The sequence below is a fragment of the Bacillus sp. 17RED48 genome, assembly GCF_019837545.1.
Classification (GTDB): Bacteria; Bacillota; Bacilli; order Bacillales; family Bacillaceae_G; genus Bacillus_A; species Bacillus_A wiedmannii.
The window spans coordinates 329,447-346,806 of the sequence record NZ_JADAXG010000003.1 but is presented as its reverse complement, the minus strand read 5'-3'; the positions used below and the strand labels follow the sequence as shown (position 1 = coordinate 346,806).

Sequence of the window (17,360 nt, the reverse complement as noted above, 5' to 3'; positions counted from 1 at the left end):
CAAAGTAAAGGAGGAAGTACATTGAATACTTATTTAGTAACGGGTGGTGCCGGTTTTATTGGATCTCATCTCGTTCATGCATTATTAAAACAAGGGAAAGAAGTAAAAGTTCTAGACAATCTATACTCAGGAAAAGAAGAAAATTTAAAAGGAGTATTACATGACATTAAACTAATAATAGGTGACATTACAGACTACCATACAGTAAAGAATGCATTGAAAGGAGTTGATGTAGTTTACCATTTAGCTGCAGTTCCATCAGTACCTAGGTCTATTGTGAATCCAATGTTAAGTAATAAAGTTAATATTACGGGCACATTACAGCTTTTACATGTTGCATTAGAATTGAATGTAAGGAGGTTCATATACTCCTCTTCATCTTCTATTTATGGAAATTCGAATTTTATAATTAAAAAAGAAAATATGGCTCCCGCTCCCTTATCTCCATATGCTATTAGTAAATATGCTGGTGAACTTTACTGCAAAACATTTTATGAATTATACGGCCTGGAGACCGTATCCCTTCGTTATTTTAATGTATTTGGTCCAAAACAAGATAGTCAATCCGAATTTGCAGCGGTAATTCCAAAATTTATTTCTACAATACACCAGAATCATTACCCCATCATCTATGGTGACGGGACTCAAACACGTGATTTTACTTACGTCGATAATGTAGTTTCGGCTAATCTTTTAGCAAGTGATGCAGAAAAACTTCACGGTGAAGTTATTAATATTGGGTGCGGGAATGGTATTTCATTAAACAGTTTAGTAGATAACATCAATCTACTGTTAGGCAAACAAACCATTTCTACCTATACGGAAAGTAAAAAGGGTGATGTAAGGCATTCTATTGCCAACATTCAAAAGGCTGAAAGTTTATTATCATATAGGCCACTCGTCTCGTTTGATGAGGGCTTAAAATCTACAATTCGTTGGTATAAAGACAATTTTAATAAAAAATAAAGACACCCTAAAGTTCCTTCCTCCGACTTGATAATCACTTTAATATTAATATAAATATATCCTTAATTCTTCACACGATACTTTATCATATTTTTCAGTAAACCTCATTTAAATGATTTTATTACTTTTGAAGGAACTTTATCATTTTAGCCATTAAGACTCCTTCCTCAAGGAATGCGAAGTGAGTAGGTGGGCGATTGGCTAAAATAATAAATAACAGGTCAGGAGCAAAATCCAAAATAAGGGGTTTGTTTTACATAATTCGTGAAAGAATTCTCCTTCCTTAAATGTGCGCAGGACGATAGCTCGACGGTAGCAGTAGTAAGAAGGATTTTCCTTTCTGCGCATAAATAGAAAAACGAGTACCCTATCACTATAAATAGGACTACTCGTTTTTCTATTTATGGATAATTATTGAAGCGATTTATTCTAACCTAGTAATTAAATTTGCTTCTTAGAAATATAATACCTTTATTATTTATGGTTCTGTTGCAAAAAGATGATAAATAAAAAAAGAATCAAGGATTCCTAACGGAATCACCTGTTAAGCAGTTAATCCAAACAGCTGGTTGATAAAAACATTCTGATTTTGGACAGACTGGTCCTGCAAATCAATTTGTTCTTTTTTGACCATATGCATGGGCTCAACACCACTCAATATAGATGCTGATGTTTTGTATGATTTAAATCCCAACATAGAGCGTATACGTTTTTTAATAAAACGATGACCTTGTTCTACTATGTTATTTAAATATTTTATCCTTCGGATTTTAGTGCCTATTGGTATCCTTTTTTCTTTCTTCAACTGTTCGATTGCAATTGGATAAGCAGGGTTCTTATCAACCGTGATGATACGAGGTTTTGAGACATGAAAAGACCTCAAGGCTTTCTTGAATAATCGCTTTGCAGCCTTATGATTTCTAGATTTACTTAAATAAAAGTCAATCATGTTTCCTTCCGAATCAACGGCACGATATAAATACATCCATTGTCCTTTTACTTTTATATATGTTTCGTCCACTCTCCATGAGTTATTCGCTTGTTTGAGGTGACGTCGAATTCGTTTATCAAACTCCGGCCCATATTGATGTACCCATCGCATAATAGTTGTATGAGCCAGGAATAACCCTCGCTCCTCCATCATTTCCACCAAATCACGAAAGCTTAAGTTGTACGTACATTTAACAAGATGATGTCTGGTTGATAATGTTTCCACTTAAATAAATTTTCCTTTTCCATACTGATCACACACCTTTTATAGAGTAGTACTATCAGTATTTCCAAGTTTGATAGACCATTTTCATATACTTCAAAGTTTTTGCACCAGAACCGCAATATCCAACATCCTTTCACATCATTTGAGTACCGTCCATCGCACCAGAGAGCGGTACACGAGTACCACCTATCAAACCAGCAAATTCGCTTTCGCGTCTCATTCCTTTATCTCTTTGACTTTTCCCATTTATAAACCTCCATTTCTTTAAAAGGATTATTTTGTTGATTTTTCAACTTTAAATATTATTCTCCTCTAGTTTCATTTACTAATAGTGATTTAATTTTTGGAGGTGAATTATGCCAAAGGAAAATCATTTTAATTCGCATGAAATCTTACATGGTGCTGCATTGGATCCAAGTTCGATTGGACCTACACTACCACCTATTCCAACATTTACAATACCTACTGGACCTACCGGTGACACTGGGCCTACTGGCGACACTGGACCTACCGGCATCACTGGACCTACTGGCGACACCGGACCCACTGGCATCACTGGATCCACCGGTCCCAGTGGATTTGGCTCTTTATATAGCGATCTCACTCTTATTACAGCACCTGTTGGTCCATTAGACTTTACAATTACCGGCCCAGCTCTAAACACAGTGCCAGATACAGTAACAGATACCATTACTGTCTTAAATTCCGGAGTTTATGAGGTTACGGCAGGTGTTATAGTTGAAACTCAAGCCAGCGGTGTAAATATTAACTTTGTTATTCAAGCTGGTGGCACCGATCGTGATGGATCATATTTTTTACGTCCTTACCTTCGAATAGTCGTCAAACTCTTGGAAAGACTGTCCAAGTAAATTTGAGTGCGGGTACACAGGTAACCGTTATAATACAAGGTGGAGCTGCACAAAATTTTTATAGATCTGCTTCCCTAACTGTTACACTCCTTTCATAAGAACAGTGAAATATTGAAGAGAGACTTATTTACTTTGTAAGTAGGTCTTTTTTCTTTTTATTTTTTGAACATTTTTCTATTTTAAATAAAATTTAAATTTGATTATATTATTAGATACCTTGTTAACCGAAGTGAATAAGACTTACATTATTTAAGGCAATGGTTAGATGATCAATTATATGGTGGTAAATTCCAGGATCCTGCCCAATACTTTTTAGATCTTTTGGATGAATTGGAAATGTTTAACCGTTTACTTAATGCTAGAATTATTCGATATTCAGGCGGCGGCTTCAAACTAGTTCCCTGATAATTTTCAACTACAGCTAATTTCATATTCGAATCTCTAGTTCCCATATATATGGTACGCTCTAAAAGGTAATCACTCTTATATGATAATAACGTTCTTTTAGAAGAGGTTTTCAAGAACATATTGGTTAAAACAAAAAAAGCCGACTCAATTAAGAGCCGGCAATTTCTTTAAATAATATAAATAAAGGGAGACTGGCATACAATGAATATAGGAATACATTTTCATGCTCCAGAAGATAAAAACTTTAATTTGTCCATATTAAAATTACTAGAACTTTTTAATTCTAACAATTTCATTTGGCAAATAGATACTGCCGAAATATACCTAAAAGACTCTCATGGTAACTTTACATTTGAACAATTACTAGGCGACGAACGTTTCATAACTGAAAATAAGTTAAAACAAACTTTAATAAACAAAAAATACTTTTTAGTCTTCTTAACAATGTGTGCTTTTCCTGATATGAAAAAGAACAGCCCAACATGGATAAGAACAGCATCAGATTTTAATACTAGTGATTGTAAATTTTTATTGAGTATAGTTGATGGTTTTGATATTAGTATTTTATGCAAAGATAAGCACTTACTTCAGAAGTTACATCAACATGTTCAAGACCTAGGTTATTTAGATACTAAGTATTTAACAGAACGGACTGCAGGAACTTTTTAACTAGATCTTAAAAAGAAGGATTCAATACTCCTATTAAATCCTTTTTTTCCATTACTCACTACTTCACATATACATAATAAGAACTAGCTGTAATATAGAACACATTCCCTCTACTATTCTTCACTTTATATTGTGGTGAACCATTTACAGATACTTTATCAACAATAGTGAACCCTAAACCTTCACCGACAGTTCCTAGAACATCTCTATCATCCCAGGAAGCTTTTGAATAGAATCGTAAGTCATTCACTTTAGAAACTACACGTTTACCTTCCACAGATGAAGATTCTTCTTTATAGCGAATGTATGTTGAATCGTTATAAATCCACTGATTCCCTCCAAGATTCAACCAGTTTCCTACTTTACCCCAGACTTTATATGATTCACCCTTTTGCAGCTTACGAATGACATCATTGCTTGTGGATGGTCCAGATCGAAGGTTTACATTTAAACCATCGATATAAGCTACTCCTGTTACATCCGTTACACTTTCAGATGGTTGTTGTGGTTTTACTTCCACAGTGACAGAATGACCATTATACGCTTTTAAAACATCAGAACGGAATTGAGCTTCTGATACACCATGTGAAGCAAGATACCCCTGTGGATCCTCATGATCTGTACCGCCTAATTTGTATGTGATATCTTTATGAGTCCATAATCCAATACTCGGATGGATATTTCTATCTTTTAAAATTTTCGCAAGTAACTTTACATATCTTTCATACGATTTTTTGAATTTAATTGGGTCACTAGTCTCAGAAAGTTCTACATGTACAAATCTAGCATTTGCCGCTGGACCTGCACCCCATGCACGATATTTAGTAGAAGCGATTTGAATTGTTTCATCCCAATCCGTTGCATAATGAACGAATGCATTTCTCCATGTTCTAGCTTCATAATTTCTAATATTGATAGCAGGTGCTTCTGGTGTCGCTGTGGAATGTGCTACTACTCCCTCATATGCACCCACACCATATCTATATCCTTGCTTAGGTAAATCTGGAATAATCATTTCTCTATCTGCAAAAGCACTTGCAGAAGAAGAAAATAAAATAATACACATGATAAATAACGCGCTACATTGGTTCATAAATTTTTTCATTTCGTATTTTCCCCTTTAATATTTGCATAAACAAAAAGAGCACCTCAATTGAGAATGCTCCTTTTGCTATCATTTTTTACATTTGTCTTTATTTAATTTTTTTCTTTTCTAGATTTTGATCTTCTAATTTTCGCCTCAATTTCAGAAGATACACTTTCTAACAACCAAGTAGGAATCCATCTATCCCACCCAATCCGTACACAATTGGCTGTAAAGCTATTAAAAATATGATAAATTAAACCACCCGTTACCATAAAATAGAAAAACTCTGGTAGTTTAAATGCAATATCAAATAAATGCGCTAAAGAAGGCAATAAAAAAAGCACCACAGTTCGTGCAATGCCCTCAATTCCATATTGTGATGAATACGTACCATCTAATTTTGAAGCCTTACTACCAGTTATCCAATCTAATACAACTACCCATACCAAAATGATAATCCAAATTAAATTAGATTTACCATATAAAAAATTAAATATAGTTCCCAATCCCCCACTAATTACAGAAGCAACTTTAAATTGGGTGGTATTAATAACATCCAGTACATTTAATGTTTTGACAAGCTCATGAATCCGTTCCAAACTTTCACCCCCCTTTTTTACATTTCAAAGCAAAATAAAAAAGCCTGCTTTGGCACGCTCGATTTTGATAAAGTTATATGTTCATTTTCTTCCACGCATACTCTAGTGGTTCAGTTCGTGGTGGCTTCATTACTTCTTTTTCAGTAGTTCCTTTCTTACCTTGTGATAAATTGTGCATAACACCTTGACGGGTGGAAATCTGCCTAATACCTGTTCGTATCCAATCATCGGGATTTAAAATACCCCCTCGATGTGTTAGGAGTTGCCTAACGCCTGTATGTGAAAAATCGATTGGATTAACAATAACCCCTTGACGATGTGTATTGATTTCACGTATTCCATCATGATATAGCATTGTTGGAGATATGATTATACCCTGATGTGTATTAATTTCGCGTGTTCCCGTACGGTATAGATTTGTTGGAGATATGATCATACCTTGAAGTACTGCCATATACTTACCTCCTACTTATTCAATCCGTAAAGCTACATAGTAATCACTAAATGAATTAAATTGATTAGATATAGGGGCCGACGTGTAAAATAATTTGTACTTATGAATTTCCCCATTTTCAACAACCTCTGTAATATCACCATAAATAAAACCGCTACCTCTATAGATGTAAAAGCCATCGTACTTCCCTCTAAATCCTTCACGACTATCTCCCATGTATAAAGGAGTGAAAACTATCTTTCCTTCATTAGAGGGTGCCTTTAGAAGGACTTTATCCCAATAAAATGTAGAGTTTGTATCAGAATATGGAACGGAACCTGAAAATTTACTTCTATCAGTTATATGTGTAGCTGTTTGACCGCGAGAACCGCAGCTAAACATAACACTGAACGGGCAAGAATACGGTGAAAATAATTCCGGTTGATAGTATTCGTCTGGAAGGCCTATAAAACCAATCACTGTCTTTCCTTTGTGAGATGGGATTTCATCATCATTTGCATATACACAATAAATGACAGTATCTTTATCGACGTATAGATATAGGTCAACCATATATTTTTCATAATTTAAAGCAATTGCCCCACTAGAATAATTTGCTTTCCCTTGATGGAATACTAAAGAGAACCAAGCTTCTTCTCCAGTTCCACTCCCACCCTCTTTATCGTAACCTCTGATTAGTCTGTAACTACCATCTGTATATTTCACATTCGGTTCTCTTATGTCATACGAACTTGATAATGAAGAATTTTTTGCAAGCGTATCATAAGGACGCAGCTCAATATAATTGTTTTTGGTTCCAGCATTACCTGTAGAATACATAACAAAAATATTATTCTTATCCGGTTTGTCAGCATTTAATTGCTGCCATCCAGCCTTTTTCATTTCATCGATAATCTTCATAAAGACTTCTCTGCGCTCTAGTCTGTGTAACTTACAAATTTTATTTGTCATTTTATATGTTCCTCCTTAATTTAAACGTATTGCTTTCATAGAAACATTAAAAGTAGAGGTTGCTACGCCCTATTTTCTATATAAAGATGTACCTTGTTTGTATGATCTTTATCCTCACAAGGAATAGCCAAAATATCATATGTTCTTTTTTCTGATAAGCTTTTATAGACTTGATTCCCATTCTCTTTTTGATCGTACATAAATAACATTGGTTCAACGTTTGAATCATTTGTAACTTGAATCGTACGAATATCGTATTTGTAACACCCTACATCCAGTGGCGTATATAGAACTTTCCCTGGTTCAATTGTAATTTGTACATTCCTCTCAATAAGGATTGATGGTGTAATCTCTCTTTCGGATGTATATCTATAAAATTCATTACAGTTCCCATACTGTATTCACCACAATTATGTTTTAGATGAACATTAAAATAAATTGGTTCAAATGCTAGGACATTTGTATCCTTCACAACCTTTACCCAAAAATCTCGCATACTTTGTGCAGCTACTGAATCAATCTGTATTTATTTAATTTTTTTCTTTTCTAGATTTTGATCTTCTAATTTTTGCCTCAATTTCAGAAGATACACTTTCTAACAACCAAGTAGGAACCCATTTATCCCACCCAATCCGTACACAATTTGCTGTAAAGCTATTAAAAATATGATAAATTAAACCACCCGTTACCATAAAAAAGAAAAACTCTAGTAGTTTAAATGCAATATCAAATAAATGCGCTAAAGAAGGTAATAAAAAAGCACCACAGTTCGTGCAATGCCCTCAATTCCATATTGTGATGAATACGTACCATCTAATTTTGAAGCCTTGCTACCAGTTATCCAATCTAATACAACTACCCATACCAAAATGATAATTCAAATTAAATTAGATTTACCATATAAAAAATTAAATATAGTCCCCAATCCCCCACTAATTACAGAAGCAACTTTAAATTGGGTGGTATTAATAACGTCCAGTACATTTAATGTTTTTACAAGCTCATGAATCCGTTCAAAACTTTCACCCCCCTTTTTACATTTCAAAGCAAAATAAAAAAGCCTGCTTTGGCACGCTATTGTTTTAATTCAAATTATTTTTGCTATACGTTCGCTTTTTCCATGGTGATTCTAATGGTTCTTTTCTTGGTAGTGCTTGATTACGAATTTGTTCCTCAGATATATACTGATTTTGCTGAAAAAAACCTTCAAATGTCCCATTCGGAACTCGAACCCCCCCTGTTAAAAATGGGATAGGAAGAAAAGTACTCATTACTTTTGTTTTTACACGACTTCCTTTAATTACGTATATCGGATTCGAAACTTCTTGTCCAGCAGTCTTTCTAACTTCACGTTCCCCATAATTTTTCACTATAATCTGAGGTAACACTTTACCACTTGTTTTTGTAATTATCCGTTTGCCCTGTTCCTTCATATTAACTTCAGGTACTATCTTTCCCATTGTTTTATCATTAATTCGAATTCCTGTTTTATTACCTTGGTGACTGACAGTTAATTTTATTCCTCTATAAGTAGCCATCATTCATATCCCTCATCTTATTCTTATAGCCAGATATGTTATATCCCTACCAAATGAAGAAGTAGTTTTGTAATTGGATTCACTACTGTATGAAAAATAATTTGCCCAAAATGGTAAATAAACTTCAATACCATTCTCAGTTTCAATTTCAATTGTATCTCCACTTCTTCCATCAGTTATAATCTTGCCATTAGGTTTAAAGCATTGTAAAAATCCCAATTTAGCCCTTAAACCAACATTCTCCTCTGCTATATATAAGTCCCATAACATAATTGTCCCATTATTTGACCCACCTTCTGCCGGTGCAGGATAACACGTTAAATACGTAAAACTATTTTGATATGCAAAATTATCTAAAAGCCTTTTAGGTGTATTACATGTAAGGAAAGCATAATCCATACCAATATACGACGTGCTACTACTTGCATGTATCGCGCAGGAATAGGATGGTTCATTTTTTTCTTCGACATATGTTTCTTCAGGTATACCAAAAAAGTGTACTATTGGTTGCACAGCTTGACCTGGTTTTTGCTGCTTTAAAATCGTCTCATTTGGTATAGCTATAAAAACAACTCTATCTAAATCAGCATAACAATAGTATTCCATTTCCAGATCTTGGCTCAATGTTAGTTCACCACCATAAGTTAGCTTGGGGCTTCGATAAAAGAAATTCAACCTATTCCAATTCCCATAAATACTTATTTCTTTTTTATTTTCATAATCCCATTCCCTAATCCACTTAAAAAGTCCATCCGTTGAATTATTTTTTCTAATATCATAACTCGGTTTTCCAAGTGCATCTTGTCCTGAATAAGGGTAAAAAGCTAAGTACATTGGTGATCTTCCATTGCTTCCTTTAGAATGTATTACAATTCGATAGTCTTTCTCTGTACCATTATCCTCAAGAACTTCCCATCCAGCTTCTACAAACATTCTTATAAATGAATCAAATAAATCCTTCCTTAAACATGTTTCTCTTTTATAAATGATACTCACTTTATATCACCTCATTCTATTCTTAATGCTACTGCTTGAGTAGGAAAAGACGTGTAATTATTACTAGAACCTCCCAATGTTGTATATCTGTACTTTTGAATCTCATTATTTACTTCAATGTGAATTATATCACCATCCAGCATACCACCTGGCTGTAAAAAATACACTCTACCTAATCTCCCCCTAGTTCCAGTATTGCTGTCACCATAAAACACTTCACTTAGTACAAATTTATTATCAACATTAGGTGATAATGGTGAAATTATACTCATCGTTGGTTGTGCAATAGTTATCGCATTTTCCACCTCTAGTAAATTCTTGGGATTATCTGACACCTTACACTTATTCTGCCCTGTAAATCTTCCAGAATGGCCACTATTAGCATAAATAGCACCTGAATATGGTTTACGTTCATTTCTCTTGCTTTCTTCAATAAACGATTGTTCTGGAAAACCTAAATATATAAGGGTATTACCTAGACCCGTGTATCTAAAAGGTTTAACTAAAAAAATAATAACCTCTTTATCAGCATAGTAAAAATATTCCATTTCCCATAATCTATTATATTTTCTAGCCCCAGTATAATTATTGCTATCATATTGTCTTCCAGGAAAAAAACAAAAAGTATCAAATCCATCTACGGAATAAAAGGTTGTTGGAGAATTCAATACTCCCATTCTCATAGTTGCGTCTGCGTAATCTGTTTTTCTACAATCAGAAACTTCACCCCAATCACCATCAAAAGCATTTAGCTGTACGGCCAAGTGTTTATCACCATTATAGCCATCAGTATATATTTCAACTAACCTATTTGTTAAATCCGCTCCTTCACGTAGTCTCCAACCTGCATTTAAAGCTACTTGTATAAACGTATCAAATAATTCAAACCGTTTACACATACCTTTAGTAAAAATAGCCTTAGTCATTTAATTTCACCTCTAAATTAATGTCGTTACTTTTAATACCACAGTATACAAAGAAGGAACATTACTAAAATTTTCAATAAATAGGTGACAAGACTTTGTTTGATCTTTATCGTCACAAGGAATATTGATTATATCGTATGTTCTTTTTTCTTTAATACTGCTGTACTGAATTTGCCCGTCTTTTTGTTTATCAAAAATGGTACACTCATAATCATTATTTGCTGTATTTTCAATAAAGATTGTCCTAAGTTCATACTTGTTTATACCTAGTTCAATAGGTATATACTTCTTTTCATTACTATTAATCTCAACTTTTACTTTTTTTTCGATAAGCTTTGGAAGAATATTTTCTGTTTGTTCTTCTTGCTTATAATATCGATTTACGACCATTGATGTTCCCATCTTTTCACCCCCAACTACTCATGTTCAAGATGTATTTGAAATTGTAATGGAGCAAGCCCAACATAATCTGTTCCCTTTGTTACTTTTAACCAAAACTTTATTGTTTTTTCTGGATTTACATAAGGAATATTGATACTATCTTGATATTGACCTGGTTTACCATTACTGTCTAACGCAAGATCCGCCCATGACCATCCAAATTTATCTTCATATTGAGCAATACTTAAATTCACATTATTCGCTCGTGCAACTGAAGGATTCACAAGTTCTAGCATAATTTCTGATTTCCCTGATATCATATCTGGCAATCGAGTTTGTGCTAATGTTGAAAGCTCCTCACCTGAAAATTTAATTTCTAAATTAGATCCGAATCCATATACATCTCCACCATAAAATGTAGTCTTAATAACACCCAATTCTTTACCTTCTACATTTGTCAAAATAACTTTACCCATAAATTCTAGTGACGGGAGAGTAATTTGAATACCAGTGTTATACCCTGTATTTCCATTGAATATAATTCTCCCAAATTTATCTTCCATCTCCACACTTATATTCGGCGCTATATTAGCAATTGTTAACTTTCTTCCTCTTGTAGCAATAATGGAATCAATATCAAGATTTATAAACTTTGAATTCGATCCTTTTTTTAATACAACACCAAACTTACTACAGTTCATTCTATCTGAGTCACAAAAATTAAAACCTTCGCCATAATCAGAAAAAAACGTCCAATCTTCATTATCTTTGCACGCCATCCACTTCAATTCAGTTGTTTCTCGAGTACCATCTTCTGTTTCTAAGAACTCGATATTCTCCTCACCGTTTTTCCAAACGATAATACCGCCTTTGTCGTCTTCATGGGTTGGCGTATAATCAGCAGATACTTCAAATGCGAATTCTTTCTCATTTGGAAGATCTGCAAGTAATAATGTGTCACGCGAAACATTGTGTAGCATTCTAAAATATCCTTTTCGATCAATTAAAGAATAGCTACCGACAGGAGATGCAATCCATCTGGAATCGAACGTATCAAAATCATCCTTAAAGATTAAACCATTTTTTATTTGATATGGCTTTAATTTCTCATCAGGTAGCTTTAATAGTGTTGCACCTTCTTCTAAGTCAATAGCATCGATACTAATGTATTTCCCTGACAACTCAATAACGTGAATCATATCTTCAAGGTTTTTCTTTTCATATGCAAACGTTTGATATTGCATACCTTCTCCTGAAAGTTTAAGGATTTCCTTTTGGCCATCGATTTTCAATTCAATGTCTTCCGGATAAGATGGACTTGTCATACTAATTAATCGGAACTTAGTACCCTTGAATAGAAATCTAGCTGATATGATGCTATCGTTATTGTCTTCCTTACTCTTCCAATGATGAGTATTATTGTAGCAACTAACATCAGCTTCAGTTGTTTTCCAGAAACCGTTGTATTCAATATTCTTGTGAGTATCATCAAAACGTACCCAACCAGGTTCTGGCTCAATTAACTTATCACCTAATCTAGCAAGTAAGTATCCGTCAGCGTCAATGTCAATGGAATCTAACGACATAGCTTTACCAATCACTTTTACAGTATGCTTGCCACGGTCTAAACCTATTTTCTCGTAACGTATGACTTGGTTACCTGAAGGACTATTGTAAACCATAGTTTCTTCTTTACCATCAATAAGTACTTTAGAAGTTGCATCGTAACCACTGTCGCCATAAGCTAGGAGTCTAAGTTTAGTACCTACGAACTCAAATTCGAAACTCGTGTCAAGTTTCTTGTCGAGATTGTAATGAGTTGTCTTGTTGTAATGCTTATCATTACCCGTGGTTAGTTTCCAGTTTCCGATATATCGAATTAAAGGGTCATTATCATCAATTCGTTTCCAACCTTTTTCAGGCTCTGTAAGAACAGTACCTACACCAGGTCGTGAAATAAGACTACCAGTGTCATCAATATCAATAGCATCCATTCGGAAGTCATATTCTAAAGCACCAGGTTGAGTTGTAATAACTGTTACCGTTACATCGTGCTCAATATCTTCTAAACCGAGTTTCTCATATTTCAAGACTTGGTTTGTATCTTGTGGTGCAATAGCGTCAAAATACTCTTCAGGTAAGTCATCTATTTTTACTCTGATTCTATCTGAATAATATTGATTAGTAGCACAACCAACAATGAGTCGTAACTTAGTACCTTTAAACCTGAATACCATACTTGCATTTTCACCCTTTTTAGCACAAGTACTTTTTCCGCCATAAGCACCATTATAGGCTACGTTTTTACTCCAGTTAGCATCATATTGAATGTATGTGGCGCTGTCATCATAACGTTTCCATCCGTAGTTTGGATAAGTTGAAATATCACCGATACTTACAGGTAGTCTATCAATGTGTCCAGTAGCGTCGATATCAATACCGATAAATTGAGGGTCCCAACCCTCATGAGTTCCACCGTTGACTGTTACCACGTGATATCCTTCATCTAGGTTAAGTACTTCACAAGCAATTTTAGCTGGTCCAGATACAGGGAACATATTAACAGGATACTTCACTCCGTCAATTAATACGTAACCAAGTTGTTCTTCATTTGATCCTAAGTTAGACGAATAAATCAATCTAAATTTTGTACCGAAGAATCTAAACTGAATTTTATCGAACGAGTACTTGATAGGTGGTGTTTGATTTTGGTAATCCATGCCACCAGTATAATCGAAATACATATTCTCCTTCGTGAAACGTTGCCAACCTGATTCTGGTGTAGCTAAGAAATCTCCAACTGTTATAGGCGGTTTTTCAATATAACCATCATTATCGATATCAATTGCATCTAAGCAAAGTCGATAAAGAATATTCTTTGTTCCACACTGAATTCTAACTTTATGCAACTCTTTAGTTAAACCTAACTTTTCATAAGCAAGTCCTTGATATACCCTAACAGGTGATACTTGACTATACTGCTCAGTTACACCGTCAATTGTAATTGTTACATCATCTGGATGGTCTGCTGCTGCATCTAAGAGAGAAATAATTCTAAGTTGAGTTCCGTAGAAATTGAATTCAACTGTACCAGTAGAGTCTTTAGATGGTACATAATGCCAAGAACCGTTATACCAAGAATTATTTGTCCCCTTTTCCCAAGTACCCTGGTATTTAAGTAACGAGTCAGTATCATCAATTCGTTGCCAACCATCTTCAGGTTGTAACAGTTGGTCCCCGACCTTAACTGGTGATTTACCTCCAATTGAACCAGATTCATCAATGTCGATAGCATCAAGGTTTATAAATTTACCTTTTATTTCAACAGTATGCAATTTATTTGATAAACCTAACTTCTCGTATATTAAAGACTGGTAGATAGCAGTTAAACCTGAGGGTCTAAAGAAATTGATAGTTTCTTCTACTCCGTCAATTAGAATTTTAGCGCCAGATTCATACTCAGATAACCCAATTCCAATAATTCTAAGCTTTGTCCCTGTAAAGTTAAATTTTATAGAAACTGGGTTAGAATCAGGTGGGATGTTTGAACTTGCATGTTTATAATGAATGGTTTTGTTGTAGCATCTACCATCAGCATCGCTTGTTGCCCATACACCATTGTATTCAATATTACTATCTGTATCGTCAATTCGTTGCCAACCAGGTTGAGGCTCGAATAATACATCACGTAGGTTAGTAGGAGTTTCTACTAAATCACCGCTTTTTATATCAAAAGCGTCTACTGCTATTAACGTACCTGTGAGCTTCACTGTATGCACACCGTCAGGTAAGTCTCTCTCGTACAGTATAACCTGATATTGAGTCTTGGCCGGGTCAGTTGTAGTGTTAACCTTATACTTCTGAGTTACACCGTCTATTTCAATAGATACATCTTCCCAAGAACTTGAAGAGCGAGTTGCTGAAATCACACGGAGACCAGTACCTTTGAAAGAGAACTCTACTGTCCCTAATGTCCTGTTCGAGTAGTCAGGAATTCTATAAGTTTCAGTTTTATTGTATCCTGGGTCAGCCCCTCCGTCCTTAGCTAAAGACCAGTAATCACCTCTGTAATGAATTAGCGGATTTGTATCATCTACACGAGTCCATCCTGGTTCAGGTTGTAATAGAATGTCTCCTACTTTAGCAGGTAATTTTCCAACTGATCCTGCTTGATCAATATCGATAGCATCAAAAGTTAACGGAAAAGGCGAATTAGTTCCAGATTTAATAACCACATTGTGAACACCTTCTGCTAAACCAAGTTTCTCATAAACCAATGTTTGATAGCCAACTTTACTAGCTTGCTCACTGTAAGTTTCCTCTTTACCATCGATTATAATCTTAATATCGTTACTTCGATGCTGAGCCTCGTGTACACAACCGATAACTCTAAGTTTGGTTCCCGAAAATTGGTATCGTACTTCCCCTGAACCTCCATCAACATAGTGGAATGTATTGTTAAACCATTCAGGAGTAGAAATACCTGACTTCCACCAGTCACCAACATATTTAAAAGAATTGTCCGTATCGTCAATACGTTTCCAACCACTTTCAGGTTGAGATAACTGGTCCCCTACTTTAGTAGGTGGTTTTACTAATTCTCCACCTAGCACGTCAATAGCATCCATTATGATACCGTTAGGTGCTACTAGCTTAACTGAGTGCACTGCGTCTGGTAATCCTTGTTTCTCATATAGAAGTGTTTGCCATTGGTCTGAAGAACCTGTAATACTGTATTTCTCAGTAACCCCATCAATTAATACATCTACAGGACCATAACCGGAAGTAGTAGTAATCATTTTAGAAACAATTCGCAAACCAGTTCCTTTAAAGCTAAATTCTATGTCACAACTAACTCTAGAAAATGTATTTGTTGAATCGTAGTACCTAGAATCCGTTGCTAGCTCCCATGTACCTGAACCATATTTAATCAATGAATGTCTATCATCGAATCGAGTCCATCTACTTTCCGGTTGGAGTAAAACATCCCCTACTTTAGCAGGTGGTACCATTGATCCATTTTCATCAATATCAATTGCATCTAGGTGCATGAATACACCCTTTAACTCAACAGTATGAATTTCATCAGTTAAATCTTGCTTATCAAATAATAGTACTCTAGTCGGTGAAACATCTCTATCAGCATAAAAGCTAATTGTTTCAGGTTTACCATCAATAATTATTTGAGCTTCTCTATCGTAAGTGTTATTAGAAACACCGATAACTCGAAGTTTAGTTCCTTTAAACTTGAATGTTACAGACATAGCACTATTGTCAACCGAACTTTGCTTTGCATGCTTAAATCGAGCGGTAGAATTGTGGTAGTCAGGAAGATTGTCTATTAACGTCCAATTACCTAAATACTTAATATTAACATCAGTATCATCAATTCGTTTCCAACCAGTTTCAGGTTGAAGCAGAACGTCACCTACTTTAGCAGTTTTCACTAATTCTCCATCAAGAACGTCAATAGCATCCATTATAATTCCTTCAGGACCCTCAAGTTTAACTGAATGAAATTCATTTTTTAGACCTTCTTTATTGTAAAGTAGAACTTTCCAGTTATCTGAACCTAGTACTGGATTGTACGATTCTTTGGCACCGTCGATTGTTATATCTACAGGTCCATAACCTAAATTAACACTTTTAGAAACAAGTCTGACACCTGTACCCTTAAACGAAAATTCTACAACTGATTTGGTAAGGGAATGTACTGCTGTACTATTATAGTACCTATCATCAGTTACTCTATTCCAAGCACCATCACCATACTTAATTAATGAATCAGCATCGTCGAAACGATTCCAACCAGGATCAGGTTTATCTAATATCTCCCCTACTTTTTTTGGTGTAAATACATAACCATCAGAATCGATATCAATTGCATCAAGATTTAAGTATATACCTCGAATCGTTACTGTATGCGGCCCTTTATTAAGATTTGTTTTCTCATATATAACAGCTTGCCTTTTTCCCTCCCATGCATAGTAATCTAATCTCTCAGGATTACCATCAATAGTGATTGTTGCATAGCTATCATAACCACCATTATTGGCAAGTCCAATAATGCGAAGTTTAGTACCTACGAAAGAAAATTTAATCTGTACTGGGTTTGATGGGTGACTAGACTCTTTATAGTGGAATGTTTTCAAATAATTATCAGAATATTTAGAGTATCCACTAAGCCAATTTTCTCCTTCAAAGATAATATTCCTATCGCTATCATCGATACGCTGCCACCCTAGTTCGGGCTGAGTTAATACTCTCACCATCATATCACCTCTCCATTTTTATCTTAAA

At 34.9% G+C, this 17,360-nt stretch carries 12 protein-coding genes and 3 pseudogenes; 3 read left to right on the top strand and 12 right to left on the bottom strand.

The genetic code is table 11. The features are described from left to right. The first annotated feature begins 21 nt into the window (after nt 1–21). A complete protein-coding gene (locus ILT06_RS14630; protein ID WP_154131909.1) occupies nt 22–966 on the top strand; it encodes an NAD-dependent epimerase/dehydratase family protein in 945 nt (314 codons plus the stop codon). A gap of 544 nt (nt 967–1,510) precedes the next feature. Here the strand turns inward: ILT06_RS14630 and ILT06_RS14625 are convergent. Further along, nucleotides 1,511–2,205 (bottom strand): annotated as a pseudogene (locus ILT06_RS14625) (IS6 family transposase). A 333-nt stretch (nt 2,206–2,538) separates the two neighbouring features. Between ILT06_RS14625 and ILT06_RS33065 the strand changes: the two are divergent. Together ILT06_RS33065 and ILT06_RS14615 are read left to right on the top strand one after the other, a co-directional pair. Beyond that, nucleotides 2,539–3,051 (top strand): exosporium leader peptide-containing protein, encoded by a 513-nt coding sequence (locus ILT06_RS33065; protein ID WP_240368934.1) that lies wholly within the window; start codon nt 2,539–2,541, stop codon nt 3,049–3,051. Nucleotides 3,052–3,660: 609 nt separating this feature from the next. Then, entirely contained in the window at nt 3,661–4,128 is a 468-nt protein-coding gene (locus tag ILT06_RS14615; RefSeq protein ID WP_222655233.1) for a DUF2691 family protein, read from the top strand. Nucleotides 4,129–4,186: 58 nt separating this feature from the next. Here the strand turns inward: ILT06_RS14615 and ILT06_RS14610 are convergent, their stop codons facing one another. The 11 genes and pseudogenes from ILT06_RS14610 to ILT06_RS14560 form a co-directional block, all read right to left on the bottom strand. Next, nucleotides 4,187–5,233 (bottom strand): N-acetylmuramoyl-L-alanine amidase, encoded by a 1,047-nt coding sequence (locus ILT06_RS14610; protein ID WP_154131912.1) that lies wholly within the window; start codon nt 5,231–5,233, stop codon nt 4,187–4,189. Nucleotides 5,234–5,325: 92 nt separating this feature from the next. Next, the gene (locus ILT06_RS14605) at nt 5,326–5,814 is read right to left on the bottom strand and encodes a phage holin family protein (protein WP_098912111.1); all 489 of its coding nucleotides are present in this window, start codon (nt 5,812–5,814) and stop codon (nt 5,326–5,328) included. Nucleotides 5,815–5,887: 73 nt separating this feature from the next. Continuing rightward, complete coding sequence (locus ILT06_RS14600) at nt 5,888–6,268, bottom strand: hypothetical protein (protein ID WP_229135846.1); 381 nt, start codon at nt 6,266–6,268, stop codon at nt 5,888–5,890. A 15-nt stretch (nt 6,269–6,283) separates the two neighbouring features. Then, nucleotides 6,284–7,219 carry a hypothetical protein gene (locus ILT06_RS14595; protein WP_154131913.1) on the bottom strand — a complete coding sequence of 312 codons (936 nt, stop codon included), beginning with the start codon at nt 7,217–7,219 and terminating at the stop codon, nt 6,284–6,286. Between the two features lie 15 nt (nt 7,220–7,234). Further along, nucleotides 7,235–7,620: pseudogene (locus tag ILT06_RS32895) on the bottom strand (hypothetical protein). Between the two features lie 129 nt (nt 7,621–7,749). Then, a pseudogene (locus tag ILT06_RS14585) lies at nt 7,750–8,264 on the bottom strand (phage holin family protein). 37 nt (nt 8,265–8,301) lie between these two features. After that, on the bottom strand, nt 8,302–8,757 hold the full coding sequence (locus ILT06_RS14580; RefSeq protein ID WP_222655231.1) for a hypothetical protein: 456 nt from the start codon (nt 8,755–8,757) through the stop codon (nt 8,302–8,304). A 12-nt stretch (nt 8,758–8,769) separates the two neighbouring features. After that, nucleotides 8,770–9,753 carry a hypothetical protein gene (locus tag ILT06_RS14575; protein ID WP_195723885.1) on the bottom strand — a complete coding sequence of 328 codons (984 nt, stop codon included), beginning with the start codon at nt 9,751–9,753 and terminating at the stop codon, nt 8,770–8,772. Nucleotides 9,754–9,764: 11 nt separating this feature from the next. Next, nucleotides 9,765–10,679 carry a hypothetical protein gene (locus ILT06_RS14570; RefSeq protein ID WP_154131915.1) on the bottom strand — a complete coding sequence of 305 codons (915 nt, stop codon included), beginning with the start codon at nt 10,677–10,679 and terminating at the stop codon, nt 9,765–9,767. A gap of 12 nt (nt 10,680–10,691) precedes the next feature. Next, nucleotides 10,692–11,081 (bottom strand): hypothetical protein, encoded by a 390-nt coding sequence (locus ILT06_RS14565; protein WP_000537306.1) that lies wholly within the window; start codon nt 11,079–11,081, stop codon nt 10,692–10,694. A 14-nt stretch (nt 11,082–11,095) separates the two neighbouring features. Continuing rightward, nucleotides 11,096–17,335, bottom strand: coding sequence for a hypothetical protein (locus ILT06_RS14560; protein ID WP_222655230.1), 6,240 nt, complete (start codon nt 17,333–17,335; stop codon nt 11,096–11,098). Nucleotides 17,336–17,360: the final 25 nt, after the last annotated feature.